The sequence below is a fragment of the Pseudomonas sp. PKS genome, assembly GCF_051913525.1.
In the GTDB taxonomy this organism is placed as follows: Bacteria; Pseudomonadota; Gammaproteobacteria; order Pseudomonadales; family Pseudomonadaceae; genus Aquipseudomonas; species Aquipseudomonas guariconensis_D.
In genome coordinates, this window is record NZ_JBEGDO010000028.1 from 18,008 (window position 1) to 31,288 (window position 13,281).

The window sequence follows — 13,281 nt, forward strand, 5'->3', positions numbered from 1 at the left end:
AATTCTACGTCGTGGACTTGGCCAACCTCAGCGCCTTCATCGCCATTGCCGAAACCGGAAGTTTTTCCGGTGCCGGGGAACGCCTGCACCTGACCCAACCGGCCGTCAGCAAACGCATCGCCGGGCTCGAGCAGCAACTGGATGTGCGCCTGTTCGATCGCCTGGGTCGGGAGGTAACCCTGACCGAGGCCGGGCGCGCCCTGTTGCCCCGCGCCTACCAGATCCTCAATGTCCTGGATGATACCCGACGAGCGCTGACCAATTTGACCGGTGAGGTGAGTGGTCGCCTGACCCTTGCCACTAGTCACCACATCGGCTTACACCGCCTGCCCCCGCTATTGCGGGCTTTCACCCGTCAGCACCCGGCGGTGGCGCTGGATATTCAGTTCCTGGATTCGGAAGCGGCCTACGACGAGATTCTCCATGGGCGTGCAGAGATCGCGGTTATCACCCTGGCTCCCGAGCCCCACCATCTGGTGCGTGCCGTGCCCGTCTGGGACGATGCACTGGATTTCGTCGCCGCACCGGAGCACCCCTTGGCCAGCAACCGACAGGTCAGCCTGGCCGATGTCGCCAGACACCCGGCGGTATTCCCCGGCGGCAACACCTTCACCCACCATATCGTCCAGCGTCTGTTCGAAAGCCAGGGCCTGACGCCGAACATCGCCATGAGCACCAATTACTTGGAGACGATCAAGATGATGGTTTCCATTGGTCTTGCCTGGAGCGTGCTACCGCGCACCATGCTCGACGAGCAGGTTGCACCCATCGCCTTGCCCGGCATACAGCTGTCACGCCAGCTAGGCTACATTCTGCATACGGAACGCACGCTGTCGAACGCAGCCAAGGCCTTCATGGCGCTGCTCGACAGCCACGCAGCGACTGCCTGAGCGCAGTCGGCCGGTCTTCCAAATACAGGGACGCGTCATCCGCCAAAGGTCTGGTACCGATGCCCAAATCAGCAAACCGTTTTCCGCGCCTGCCGCGCATCCACGCGGCAGCTCCCCAGGAGTCGGAGCAGACTTGGCAGAACGCTCCGCAACTGTTGGCCGCGCTCAATGGCGCGCGCCTGGGGGCGTGGTTGTGGGATATCGACAGTGGCCGGATCAGCTGGTCGCGGGCCACCCAGGCGCTGTTCGGCTTCGAGCCTGATCGGCCTCTGCCCAACGACATCGACTACCTCGACCTGCTGCCCGAGGAGGACCGCGCCCGCACGCGCCAGATGTTCCAGGCCGTGGTCAATGGCGAACCTGTGGAACCGGCAATGCGCCACCGCATACGCTGGCCCGATGGCAGCGTGCACTGGCTGGAAGTCACTGGCAGCCTGACACATGCTCCTGACGGTCGTCCGCAAATGATCGGGGTCGTACGGGAAATCACCCGTCAACATGATCGGGAAACCGCGCTGATCAACTCCGAAAAGCGCTTCGCCACCCTCTTTCACCTGAGCCCCAATGTCATTCTCTTGACCCGTCGCCAGGACGGCATGATCTTCGAGGTCAACCAGCATTTCGAAGACATGTTCGGCTGGCCCGGACACCAGGTCATCGGCAAGACCACTCTGGAACTGGGGTTATGGGTCAACCCTGAATTGCGCCATCAGGTGCTGGACAACACCCGCAGCAGCAATGGCGGCCCGCTGACCCTCGAGGTGCAGTTTCGCGCCAGCACCGGCAAGCTCCACGATGGCATCCTCTGCACCCAGAGCATCGAACTCGAAGGCGTGACCTACCTGCTCAGCACGTTCGTCGATACCAGCGAGCGCAAGCGCGCGGAACAAGCCCTCAAGGACAGCCAGGAACGCCTGGACCTGGCCCTGGATTCGGCGCAATTGGGCACCTGGGACTGGCACATCCCCAGCGGCATGCTCTACGGCTCGGCCCGCGCCGCACAGTTGCACGGCCTGCCCCCGGTGCCTTTCCACGAGTCGTTCGAGGCGTTCTTCGAAGGGGTCTCGGAGCACGAACGCAGCGTCATGCGCCAGACCTACCGCAGCCTGCGCGAGGGACCGGCGGGCAACTATCAGGTCACCTACCGCGTGCAACTGGACAACGGCCAGTCGCGTTACATCGAAAGCCGCGCCCGCCTCTATCGCGACGAACAGGGCAACCCCCTACGCATGGCCGGCACGTTGCTCGACATCACCGACCAAGTGGAACGCGAGCAGCGCTTGAGCGCCTCCGAGGAAAAATTCGCCAGCCTGTTCCAGGTCAGCCCTGACCCGATTTGCGTCACCCGCCAGGACAACGGTCAGTTCATCGAGATCAACCGCGCCTTTACCCAGACTTTCGGCTGGAGCGCCGAACAGGTCATCGGCCGCACTGCCGAACAGATCGGCCTGTGGGCGGAGTCGGCGCAACGGGCACAACGCATCGAGCAAGTGATCCGGGAACGGGCATTGAGCAATGTGGCGGTGGTGGTCAATCACCATAACGGCGCGTCGCTGACATGCGTCATCTCCAGCTGCCAGATCACCGTCGACAACCAGCCCTGCAGCGTCACGACCCTGCGCGACATCACCCAACAGCAGCGCGCCGAAGCGGCCCTCAAGGCCAGCGAAGAGAAGTTCGCCAAAGCATTCCACTCAAGCCCCGACGCCATCACCCTGACCGAGCGCACGACCGGCCGCTACCTCGAAGTCAACGATGGTTTCTGCCGGCTGACCGGTTACAGCAGCGCCGAAGTGATCGGCCGCACGGTCTATGAGATCGGCATCTGGGCCGACGACAAGCAACGCGCCGCCCTGCTCACCGAACTGCGCGAACGAGGCAGGGTGCACCACCGCGAAATGCTGGGCCGCAACAAACGCGGCGACATCCTCACCGTGGAGGTTTCGGTGGAGCCGCTGAGTCTCAACGAGGCCGATTGCTTGCTGCTCACCGCCCGCGATGTGAGTCAACTGAAGAACGCCCAGGCGCAGATCCGTCACCTGGCCTACCACGACCCGCTGACCAACCTGCCCAACCGCGCCCTGCTGATGGACCGCCTCAGCCAACAGATCGCCCTGCTCAAACGCCACAATCTGCGCGGCGCGCTGCTGTTCCTGGACCTTGACCATTTCAAGCACATCAATGACTCCCTCGGTCACCCGGTGGGCGATACGGTGCTCAAGATCATCACCGCGCGTCTGGAGGCTAGCGTACGCCTGGAGGACACGGTGGCCCGCCTGGGCGGCGACGAGTTTGTGGTGTTGCTCAGCGGTCTGGAGGGCAGCCGCGATCAAGTGGAAGAGAAAGTCCGCGAATTGGCCGACACCCTGCGCGAACTGCTCGCCGAACCCATGTCCCTCGATGGCCAGCGCCTACAGGTCACGCCCAGCATCGGCGTGGCGCTGATACCCGACCACGGGGCGACACCCGCCGATCTGCTCAAGCGCGCGGACATCGCCCTGTATCGAGCCAAGGACTCCGGGCGCAACACCACACAACTGTTCCACACCAGCATGCAAAAGGCCGCCAGCGAACGCCTGCGCATGGAAACCGACCTGCGCCTGGCCTTGGCCCGCGGCGAACTCGCCCTGCACTTCCAGCCACAGGTGGACGCCCGCGACAACCGCATCGTCGGGGCCGAGGTACTACTGCGCTGGCATCACCCGCAACTGGGCCAGCAGCCACCGTCGCAGTTCATCCAGGTACTTGAAGAGAGCGGCCTGATCCTTGAAGTGGGCAGTTGGATCCTTGACGAAGCCTGCGACGCTTGCGCGCGCATGCTTGAGGATGGGTTGATCGATGCCGATGATTTCAGCCTGTGCGTGAACATCAGCCCCCGGCAGTTCCGCCAGAACGATTTTGTCGAACGGGTGCTGCGCAGCCTCGACGATTACCGCCTGCCACGGCGCATGCTGAAGCTGGAGATCACCGAAGGCATCGTCATCCAGAACCTGGAAGACACCATCAGCAAGATGCGCGAACTCAAGCGCTACGGGGTGAGCTTCGCCATGGACGACTTCGGCACCGGCTATTCTTCGCTGACCTACCTCAAGCGCCTACCGGTCGATGCCCTGAAGATCGACCAGACCTTCGTGCGGGACGCACCGATCGACCCCAACGATGCCGAGATCGTCCGCGCCATCGTGGCCATGGCCCGCAGCCTGGACCTGGCGGTGATTGCCGAAGGGGTCGAACAATCCGATCAGCTGGAGTTTCTCGAGCGCCAGGGTTGCTACCTGTATCAGGGCTACCTGCACAGCCGCCCACTGCCCTTGCCGGAATTTCGCCAGATGTTGATGGAGGCACCGGCGGATTATTGATTCTCCTGCCAGCATCATCCAGATACAAAAAAAGGGCACCCGAAGGTGCCCTCTTTTAACTCGCCGAACTTAGTTCAGCGCTGGCTGCTCGCCATTGATCGGAATGCGCTTTGGCTTGGCCTCTTCCGGCACGATGCGCAGCAGATCGATGCTGAGCAGGCCATTGGCCAGGCCCGCGGCCTTCACTTCGATGTGGTCGGCCAAGCGGAAGGACAGCTTGAAGGCGCGTTGGGCAATACCCTGGTGCAGGTAGGTGACGCCTTCGGTGCTGTTGTCGCGCTTGCCACCGATAACGGTCAGGACGCCTTTTTCGACCTGCAGGTCGAGGTCCTGCTCCTGGAAACCGGCTGCGGCAACCACGATGCGATAGTGGTCATCGCCATGTTTTTCCACGTTGTAGGGAGGGTAGCTGCTACCCGCCTCGTTACGTGCCGCGGATTCGAACAGATCGTTGAAACGATCGAAACCAACGGAATGACGGAACAGTGGAGCGAGAGAGAAAGCGGTAGTCATGGTCATGAACTCCTGAGATTCAGCAAGTTAAGTCACTACGCGACCCGACTTCGGCATCGCGTACTCAAGAGATAGGGCCCGACAAGTGGGTTTCAAGAGGTCATCCAAAATTTTTTTGCCAAGCCATGCCCGCGTGCGGCAGACGCGGGACCATCCGGCATGGCAAGTGCTCAGGCAACGCACGCGTCCAGCGCTACCGCCTGCTCCACACCTAGCAAACGGCTGATGCGCTGACAATCATCCTCACGCCTCAGTTCGGCAAACAGCACCACCGCCTCGGGATAACTGCGGGTCAGCATGGCCAGCCACTGCTTCAAGCGCCCGGGCGCATAACGCGGCGACAGCTTGGCCTGAGCCTGACGCCAGAACTCACGCAGTAGCGGCATCAGGTCGTCCCAAGTCATGGCCCGGTATTCCCGCCCGTCGCGAGCCGCGGCGATCTGCAATCCCAGGTCCGGGCGCGACACCAGACCACGGCCGAGCATGATGTCTTCGGCCCCGCTGACTTCGCGGCAACGCCGCCAATCATCGACGGTCCAGATTTCGCCGTTGGCGAACACCGGCACTTTCACCACATCCTGCACCCGCGCCACCCACTCCCAATGGGCCGGAGGCTTGTAGCCCTCGACCTTGGTCCGGGCATGCACCACCAGATGCTCGGCCCCGCCTTCGGCCAGCGCAGTGGCGCACTCCAGGGCGCCGTCCGGGCTGTCGAAGCCCAGCCGCATCTTGGCGGTCACCGGAATGTGGCCCGGCACTGCCCGACGAACCTCACGGACGATGGCATGCAGCAGTTCGGGCTCCTTGAGCAGCACCGCGCCACCACGAGACTTGTTCACCGTCTTGGCCGGGCAACCGAAGTTCAGGTCGATCACCGGCGCGCCAAGCTCACAAGCCAGCACGGCGTTGTCGGCCAGACAGGCAGGATCCGAACCCAACAATTGCACGCGCATCGGTACCCCGGCTGCCGTGCGCGCGCCTTGGCGCAGCTCGGGTGCCAGCTTGTCGAACGACGAGGCCGGCAGCAGGCGATCACAGACGCGGATGAACTCGGTGACACACCAGTCGATACCACCCACCCGGGTCAGGACGTCGCGCAGGATGTTGTCTACCAGCCCCTCCATGGGGGCCAGGGCAATTTGCATGTCAGGGTCTCGGCGAAAAAAGGCGGCAGTCTAGCAAAAAAGACTGCCGGTTCAGGCACCGGCCAGCGCCGGACCATAGCCTTCGATAAACTCCGACGGCATGCGCTTGGGCTTGCCGCTGGACAACTCGATGCAGGCAAAGGTGGTCTGCGCCCGCAGCAGAGTGACGCCGTCACGCGGGCGCTTGAGCTGGAAGCGGCGGGTCATGCGCAGGCGCTGGTCCCAGTCGATGATCCAGGTGGCCAATTGCAACTCGTCGTCTTCATAGGCGGCGGCGAGGTAGTCGATCTCGTGGCGGACCACGGCCATGGCACGGTCCAGGCGGCGGTACTCGGCCAAATCCAACCCCAGCCGCTGCGAATGACGCCAAGCACAGCGCTCCAGCCAGGTGACATAGACCGCATTGTTGGCATGGCCGAGGCCGTCGATGTCCTCGGCGCCGACACGCAGATCAATGATGAATGGCGATGCCAGATCCCAGCTCATGCCCGCTCCCCTTGGTCAGTGATCGGACAGAGTGTACCGGATGCTCAGGCGCTTTGCCGCGCTCCTTGTGGCGTGCGCGCCAGCAGCTCGAGCACCGCCTGACTCACCTGCGGATCGGCCAGCACACGCTGGTGGCCACCCTCCTCCAGCAACATCAGGCGGCTGTCGAACCAGGCGTTGTGGATGGCCTGGGCCTCACTGGCCGGCACCAGAGCATCGTCGCGTGCATGCACTATCAGACCAGGCACATCCAACTGGTAGCCACTGACATCCAGCCGTGAGATCTGCACGCCAACTTCCTGCTCGACCTGGCGGATAAACGCCGCCCTGGCCCGCGCCGGCAGCCCCAGGCGATGGGCAAAACCTCGCAATACACCGAGCAATTGCGCCGGCGCAGCGATGCTCACCGCCACCTCGGCACGCAGCCCCCATTGCAGGGCCAGCAGCATACTGGCTCCGCCCATCGAATGCCCCACCACCGCACGCAGCGGCGGCAATTCGGCAGCCGCCTCCAACAAGGCGCGGGCAAACAGCCCCACGTGGGCGTGTTGCCCCGGAGACTGCCCGTGACCTGGCCCCTCAAGGGACACGACGGTGTGGCCGGCCGCTACGAGTGCCTCGGTCAGGGCTGCGAACTGAGTCGGCCGACCTTCCCAGCCGTGCATCATCAACACGGCCGGCCCCGTGCCCCAGCGCAAGGCCGAGAGCCCAAAGCGCAGGGTGATACGCTCGGCCTTGGCCAACAGGGGCAGCTCCCAGTGCCGAGGCGGCAAAGGACGAGGAGTCATGAATGCTCGACGCATCTTGCCGGCGACATGCTCTGGGGCCAGTCGACCCAAAGTGCCATTGACGCCACGAATCCAGCTCAGGGTAGTCATCACCTTGCTCCAGAGGTCGGTTAGCTCAGATCACCGCCGATTTGGCGGCGCGCAGGATACGGTCGGACAGCTCGCTATCACCCAAGGCCCGCGCCAAGGTCAAACCGCCGATCATCAGGGACAGGTCGGCAAAGGCTTTATCGACGTCTTCCGGGCGATCAACCATTTGCGCGGTCATCAGCTCGATGTGCTCGGCCAACACCTCACGGAAGGTTTCGGGTAGGCGCTGCATCTCACTCAGGGCAGTGGGCAGTGGACAGGCGTGCTCATGGGCATCGCGGTGCTTGCGTGACAAGTAGAATGCTGCCACCAGCGCACGCCGCCCTGCCCCATCGAGGCTCGGATCCACTTGGGCAAGCAAGGCCCGGCGCTCACCCAGCAACTGGCGAAATGCCTCAAGCATCAGCTCGTCCTTGCTGTCGAAATGGGCGTAGAAGCCCCCGACCGTCAGCCCGGCGGCCCCCATCACCTGGCTTACGCTCGGGTCGGCGGGACCGTGCTGAATCAAGGCACTGCGGGCTGCTTCCAGGATGCGCTCGCGGGTCTTGCTCTTCTTGTCACTCATGACCAATCTCGAAAATATTATGAGTGAAATATTATGCCCGTAATATTTTTTTGCAAGCAGAAACCGTCATCCTGCCGGATGACTGAATAATTTTTCGACGCAGAAAAACAAAAGGCCCATTCAATATGCGAATGAGCCTTTGAAGTCCCGCAAAACGCGGGTAAAAGTGGCGTCCCCTAGGGGACTCGAACCCCTGTTACCGCCGTGAAAGGGCGGTGTCCTAGGCCACTAGACGAAGGGGACGTGAACCTTCGCGCAGGTCCGCTAACGCAGACCCTGGCAGAATTGGTGGAGCTAAGCGGGATCGAACCGCTGACCTCCTGCATGCCATGCAGGCGCTCTCCCAGCTGAGCTATAGCCCCGGATTTCTAGCCTCTCGGCCCAGCGATATCGAAACATCGCTTGTGTAAAAGTGGCGTCCCCTAGGGGACTCGAACCCCTGTTACCGCCGTGAAAGGGCGGTGTCCTAGGCCACTAGACGAAGGGGACAACAACCTTCGTGCCGGTCCGCTTTCACGAACCGCGGCAAAATTGGTGGAGCTAAGCGGGATCGAACCGCTGACCTCCTGCATGCCATGCAGGCGCTCTCCCAGCTGAGCTATAGCCCCGGATTTCTAGCCTCTCGGCCCAGCGATATCGAAACATCGCTTGTGTAAAACTGGCGTCCCCTAGGGGACTCGAACCCCTGTTACCGCCGTGAAAGGGCGGTGTCCTAGGCCACTAGACGAAGGGGACGAACCTTCTACCTCAAAGACCGGATTGCTGGAACCGATCTTTCTTCGCGATCAATTACCTTGATCGTGAAGGGGAATTTGGTGGAGCTAAGCGGGATCGAACCGCTGACCTCCTGCATGCCATGCAGGCGCTCTCCCAGCTGAGCTATAGCCCCACAATGTCGCGCTGAACCGAAGTGCTGGCTGGGTGCCTTGTGCTTCGTTTTGCTCATCGCTGTGGACGGGGCGCATATTAAGTTCCGATTGCAGGGCTGTCAAACAAATTTTTGAAAATACTCAAAAAAATTTTCACAGATAACAATCACTTACCGCCCTGCCCTAGTGAACCCGCAGCGCCGCCCCCATGGGAGCATGGTTTATCCGCAAATGCCGAGGTGGATGCACCACCGTATTCGCGGACGAACCCGCTCCCACAGGCCAACGACGAGCCTCGGAAAGCTGTCAGGCGATGCTCGCCAGCAGTTTTTCCCATTCCTTGTTTTCTTTCTTCGACACGCCACCGAGCAAGTCCAACGCCTGGCGCAGACGGTAACGAGTCAGGTCAGGGCCGAGGATCTCCATGGCATCGAGCACCGACACCGAGCTGGCCTGGCCCGTGACCGCCGCGAACATCAGCGGCATGGCGTCACGCAGTTTCAACTCCAGGGCATCGACCACCGCCTGGATGCAGCCGGTGATACGGTCCTTCTCCCACTGGCGCAGGCTCTCGAGCTTCCACAGGATCAATTGCATGACCTGGCGCACCTGGTCGGCGGACAGCTTCTTGCTCTCGAACAGCTTGGCATCGAGCTTGAGCGCACCTTCGAAGAAGAATCCCCCCAGCGCAGCGATCTGGCTGAAGGTTTCGACCCGGCCCTGCACGTGTGGCGCGATCTTCATCATGTAGTCGCTATTGAAGGCCCACTTCTGCACGCGTGCGGCGAACTCCTCCACCGGCAGCTCGCGCAGCCACTGGCCATTGAGCCAGGACAGCTTCTCGATGTCGAAGATGGGGCCACCCAGGGAGATGCGCGACAGGTCGAAGTGCTCGACCATTTCGGCCAGGGAGAACTTCTCGCGCTCGTCCGGCATCGACCAGCCCATGCGGCCCAAGTAGTTGAGCATGGCTTCGGGCATGAAGCCCATACGCTCGTAGAACGTCACCGAGGTGGGGTTCTTGCGCTTGGACAGCTTGGACTTGTCGGGGTTGCGCAGCAGCGGCATGTAGCAGAGCTTGGGCTGCTCCCAGCCGAAGTACTCGTACAGCTTGATCAGCTTCGGCGCCGACGGCAGCCACTCCTCACCGCGCAGGACGTGGGTGATGCCCATCAGATGGTCATCAACCACGTTGGCCAGGAAGTAGGTCGGCAGGCCGTCGTTTTTCATCAAAACCTGCATGTCCATCCGATCCCATGGGATCTCGACGTCGCCACGGAGCATGTCAGGGACCACGCAGACACCTTCGCTTGGCACCTTCATGCGGATCACATGGGGCTCGCCGGCGTCCAGGCGTCGCTGCACTTCCTCGGCGCTCAGCAACAGCGCACGGCCGTCATAGCGCGGGGTCTCACCACGGGCCATCTGCTCGGCACGCATCTGCTCCAGTTCCTCGGCGGTGCAGAAGCAATAGAAGGCGTGGCCGGCATCGACCAGTTGCTTGGCGTACTTGGCGTAGATTTCGCCACGCTCGCTCTGCCGGTATGGGCCGTGGGGACCGCCGACGTCCGGGCCTTCGTTCCATTCGATGCCGAGCCAACGCAGGGCGTCGAAGATCTGCTGCTCCGACTCACGGGTCGAGCGCAACTGGTCGGTATCTTCGATACGCAGGATGAACTCACCGCCGTGCTGCTTGGCAAAGCAGTAGTTGAACAGGGCGATGTAGGCGGTGCCGACATGGGGATCGCCGGTGGGCGATGGCGCGATGCGCGTGCGAACGGTGGTCATGGAGAGTCTCGAACGAAAGATGAAACAAAGGCGGAATGTTAGCAGGGAGCGGGCGTCCGGCTCCAGCAATGGCGCGATTGTCACTTGTGAGAGCGCCAGTACTCGCTGTTAAATTTACTTACATTTCTGGAACCATAGTACCCATGCCCGCCCAGCTCAAACGTCGCCTGCTGATCTTCTTCACCCTGGTCCTGCTCGTCGCCCTCGCCTTCCTGGCCCATTGGTACTTCAAGGGCCGCTTCTACGAGAGCACCGACAATGCTTATGTCCAGGGCGAAATCACGCGCATCTCAAGCCAGCTCGGCGCTCGCATCGACAACGTCCTGGTCGAGGACAACCAGCATGTGACCAAGGGCGAGCTCCTGGTTCACCTGGAACGGGCCGACTTCGAACTGGCCGTCGAGCGCGCCCGGGCAGCCCTGGCCACCCGCGAAGCCGAATACGAGCAGGCGCAGAGCCGGCTGACCCAGCAAGGCAGCCTGATCGCGGCCGGCCAGGCCGAAGTGGCCGCCAACCAGGCGACCTTCAACCGCTCGCAACTGGACCTCAACCGCGCCCAGGCCTTGCGTAAACCGGGTTTTGTCTCTGAAGAGCGTGTCACTACCCTCTCGGCGGAAAGTCACGTGGCCCGTTCCCAGGTCGACAAGGCACAGGCCGATCTGCAAAGCCAGCGCCAGCAGGTCAATGCCCTGAGCGCTGACCTCAAGCGTCTCGATGCGCAGATCGCCAATGCCCGCACCGACCTGGCCCAGGCCGAGCTGAACCTGAGTCGCTGCGAAATCCGCGCGCCGATCAGCGGCACCATCGGCCAGCGCAATGCACGCAATGGACAGGTAGTGCAAGCTGGCGCCTACCTGTTATCGATCGTTCCGGATGAAGACATCTGGGTGCAGGCCAACTTCAAGGAGACCCAGATTGGCCGCATGCACCCAGGGCAACGCGCAGAGCTGGTGTTCGACAGCTACCCGGACACCCCGATCGAAGGTCAGGTGGACAGCTTGTTCGCCGCCTCCGGGGCACAGTTCAGCCTGCTGCCGCCGGACAACGCCACCGGCAATTTCACCAAGGTGGTCCAACGTATCCCGGTGAAGCTCACCTTTGCCGCCGACAATCCGCTGCATGGGCGTATCCGTCCGGGCATGTCGGTAACCGCGACCGTTGACCTGCGCGATGCGGACGAAGGCCACGATGGCCGGTGACGCGCTGATACGCCCCACTGCGCAGCCAAGCCGTCGCGACTGGATCGCGGTGATGAGCGCGATGCTCGGGGCGTTCATGGCGGTGCTGGATATCCAGATCACCAACTCATCGCTCAAAGACATTCAGGGCGCGCTCTCGGCCACCCTTGAGGAAGGCTCGTGGATCTCCACCTCGTACCTTGTGGCGGAGATCATCATGATCCCTCTCACCGCCTGGCTGGTGCAATTGCTCTCGGCCCGGCGCCTGGCGGTCTGGGTGTCGCTGGGGTTTCTCGTGTCTTCGCTGCTGTGCTCCATGGCCTGGAACTTGGAAAGCATGATCCTCTTTCGTGCTCTTCAGGGTTTCACCGGTGGCGCCCTGATCCCCCTGGCGTTCACCCTTACGCTCATCAAACTGCCAGAGCACCAGCGCGCCAAGGGCATGGCCATGTTTGCCATGACGGCCACGTTCGCACCGTCGATCGGCCCGACACTAGGCGGCTGGCTGACCGAGAATTGGGGCTGGGAGTACATCTTCTATATCAATGTGCCGCCAGGCATGGTGATGATCGCAGGCCTGCTCTATGGCCTTGAGAGGAAAGAGGCACACTGGGACCTGCTCAAGCGCACCGACTACGCGGGCATCGTCACGCTGGGGCTGGGCCTGGGCTGCTTGCAAGTGTTTCTAGAAGAAGGTCATCGCAAGGATTGGCTGGAGTCGAACCTGATCGTCAGCCTGGGCACAGTCGCGCTGATCAGCCTGATCACATTTGTCATCCTGCAGTTCTCCAGACCTCACCCACTGATCAACCTGCGCATCCTCGGCAATCGCAATTTTGGGCTCAGCAGCGTGGCAAGCCTGGGGATGGGTGTAGGGTTGTATGGCTCAATCTACCTGCTGCCGCTGTACCTGGCGCAGGTCCAGGGCTACAACGCCCTGCAGATCGGCGAGGTGATCATGTGGATGGGGTTGCCGCAGCTGTTCCTGATTCCGCTGGTGCCGCTGTTGATGAAGGTGATCCCGCCCAAGGTGCTCTGCGCACTGGGCTTTTGCCTGTTCGGTCTTGCCAGCTTCGGCTCGGGCGTATTGAACCCAGACTTTGCCGGGCCGCAATTCGACCAGATCCAGATCATCCGCGCAGTGGGGCAACCGATGATCATGGTGACCATCTCGCTCATCGCCACTGCCTACATCCTGCCGGAAGACGCTGGATCAGCGTCGAGCCTGTTCAACATCCTGCGCAACCTGGGCGGGGCTATCGGTATCGCTTTGCTGGCCACACTGCTGGATGCGCGAACCAAGGTGTATTTCGATTACCTGCGAGAATCGGTGGTACCGAGCAATCCACAGGTGGCCGAACGGCTCTCGCAGTTGGCCGAGCGGTTAGGCAGTGATAACGCGGCGCTGGGCAGACTGAGCGAGATCACCCACCAGCAAGCATTGATCATGGCCTACAACGACGCCTTCCACTGGGTTGGCTTGGGACTGGTGGTGAGCATGGTAGCCGTACTGCTGACCCGCAAATTGCCACCTGGAATGAAGCCAGGCGAGGCCCATTGAACGGGGTGTCGCCTGGGGTCTCTTCGCGAGTCAACCCGCGAAGAAGTCC

10 protein-coding genes and 6 tRNA genes are annotated in these 13,281 nt (G+C 62.1%); 4 read left to right on the forward strand and 12 right to left on the reverse strand.

What is annotated here, in order from left to right; genetic code table 11:
* The first annotated feature begins 11 nt into the window (after positions 1 to 11).
* Together ABOA88_RS21425 and ABOA88_RS21430 are read left to right on the forward strand one after the other, a co-directional pair.
* Positions 12 to 890, forward strand: coding sequence for a LysR family transcriptional regulator (locus ABOA88_RS21425; protein WP_367851212.1), 879 nt, complete (start codon positions 12 to 14; stop codon positions 888 to 890).
* Between the two features lie 59 nt (positions 891 to 949).
* Positions 950 to 4,249, forward strand: a complete 3,300-nt coding sequence (locus tag ABOA88_RS21430; RefSeq protein WP_367851211.1) for a PAS domain S-box protein — start codon at positions 950 to 952, stop codon at positions 4,247 to 4,249.
* A gap of 69 nt (positions 4,250 to 4,318) precedes the next feature.
* Here ABOA88_RS21430 and ABOA88_RS21435 read toward each other — a convergent pair whose 3' ends face one another.
* The 12 genes from ABOA88_RS21435 to gltX form a co-directional block, all read right to left on the reverse strand.
* Positions 4,319 to 4,762 carry an Hsp20 family protein gene (locus ABOA88_RS21435; RefSeq protein WP_196169970.1) on the reverse strand — a complete coding sequence of 148 codons (444 nt, stop codon included), beginning with the start codon at positions 4,760 to 4,762 and terminating at the stop codon, positions 4,319 to 4,321.
* Positions 4,763 to 4,932: 170 nt separating this feature from the next.
* Positions 4,933 to 5,907, reverse strand: a complete 975-nt coding sequence (locus ABOA88_RS21440; protein WP_196169971.1) for a tRNA dihydrouridine synthase — start codon at positions 5,905 to 5,907, stop codon at positions 4,933 to 4,935.
* Positions 5,908 to 5,958: 51 nt separating this feature from the next.
* The gene (locus ABOA88_RS21445) at positions 5,959 to 6,393 is read right to left on the reverse strand and encodes an acyl-CoA thioesterase (RefSeq protein WP_196169972.1); all 435 of its coding nucleotides are present in this window, start codon (positions 6,391 to 6,393) and stop codon (positions 5,959 to 5,961) included.
* 44 nt (positions 6,394 to 6,437) lie between these two features.
* A complete protein-coding gene (locus ABOA88_RS21450; RefSeq protein ID WP_196169973.1) occupies positions 6,438 to 7,271 on the reverse strand; it encodes an alpha/beta fold hydrolase in 834 nt (277 codons plus the stop codon).
* Between the two features lie 25 nt (positions 7,272 to 7,296).
* Positions 7,297 to 7,836: a TetR/AcrR family transcriptional regulator gene (locus ABOA88_RS21455; protein WP_367851210.1), complete on the reverse strand. Its 540-nt coding sequence runs from the start codon at positions 7,834 to 7,836 to the stop codon at positions 7,297 to 7,299.
* A 167-nt stretch (positions 7,837 to 8,003) separates the two neighbouring features.
* Positions 8,004 to 8,079: transfer RNA gene (locus ABOA88_RS21460), tRNA-Glu, on the reverse strand.
* Between the two features lie 43 nt (positions 8,080 to 8,122).
* Positions 8,123 to 8,198 (reverse strand) — tRNA-Ala (locus ABOA88_RS21465).
* A 51-nt stretch (positions 8,199 to 8,249) separates the two neighbouring features.
* Positions 8,250 to 8,325 (reverse strand) — tRNA-Glu (locus ABOA88_RS21470).
* Between the two features lie 43 nt (positions 8,326 to 8,368).
* Positions 8,369 to 8,444, reverse strand: a tRNA-Ala gene (locus ABOA88_RS21475).
* 51 nt (positions 8,445 to 8,495) lie between these two features.
* Positions 8,496 to 8,571, reverse strand: a tRNA-Glu gene (locus ABOA88_RS21480).
* A 78-nt stretch (positions 8,572 to 8,649) separates the two neighbouring features.
* A tRNA-Ala gene (locus ABOA88_RS21485) sits at positions 8,650 to 8,725 on the reverse strand.
* 286 nt (positions 8,726 to 9,011) lie between these two features.
* Positions 9,012 to 10,493 (reverse strand): glutamate--tRNA ligase, encoded by a 1,482-nt coding sequence (gene gltX / locus ABOA88_RS21490; protein ID WP_043215431.1) that lies wholly within the window; start codon positions 10,491 to 10,493, stop codon positions 9,012 to 9,014.
* A gap of 143 nt (positions 10,494 to 10,636) precedes the next feature.
* Here gltX and ABOA88_RS21495 point away from each other — a divergent pair, with 143 nt between their 5' ends.
* Positions 10,637 to 11,692, forward strand: a complete 1,056-nt coding sequence (locus ABOA88_RS21495) for an HlyD family secretion protein (RefSeq protein WP_196169383.1) — start codon at positions 10,637 to 10,639, stop codon at positions 11,690 to 11,692.
* A 49-nt stretch (positions 11,693 to 11,741) separates the two neighbouring features.
* Positions 11,742 to 13,232, forward strand: a complete 1,491-nt coding sequence (locus tag ABOA88_RS21500; protein WP_196169616.1) for a DHA2 family efflux MFS transporter permease subunit — start codon at positions 11,742 to 11,744, stop codon at positions 13,230 to 13,232.
* Positions 13,233 to 13,281 lie beyond the last annotated feature (49 nt).

Bases quoted from the DNA above. Each gene is read 5' to 3' on its own strand.
- ABOA88_RS21430 (WP_367851211.1), top strand. From the start codon at position 950: ATGCCCAAATCAGCAAACCGTTTTCCGCGCCTGCCGCGCATCCACGCG.
- ABOA88_RS21435 (WP_196169970.1), bottom strand. From the start codon at position 4,762: ATGACTACCGCTTTCTCTCTCGCTCCACTGTTCCGTCATTCCGTTGGT.
- ABOA88_RS21440 (WP_196169971.1), bottom strand. From the start codon at position 5,907: ATGCAAATTGCCCTGGCCCCCATGGAGGGGCTGGTAGACAACATCCTG.
- ABOA88_RS21445 (WP_196169972.1), bottom strand. From the start codon at position 6,393: ATGAGCTGGGATCTGGCATCGCCATTCATCATTGATCTGCGTGTCGGC.
- ABOA88_RS21450 (WP_196169973.1), bottom strand. From the start codon at position 7,271: ATGACTACCCTGAGCTGGATTCGTGGCGTCAATGGCACTTTGGGTCGA.
- ABOA88_RS21455 (WP_367851210.1), bottom strand. From the start codon at position 7,836: ATGAGTGACAAGAAGAGCAAGACCCGCGAGCGCATCCTGGAAGCAGCC.
- gltX (WP_043215431.1), bottom strand. From the start codon at position 10,493: ATGACCACCGTTCGCACGCGCATCGCGCCATCGCCCACCGGCGATCCC.
- ABOA88_RS21495 (WP_196169383.1), top strand. From the start codon at position 10,637: ATGCCCGCCCAGCTCAAACGTCGCCTGCTGATCTTCTTCACCCTGGTC.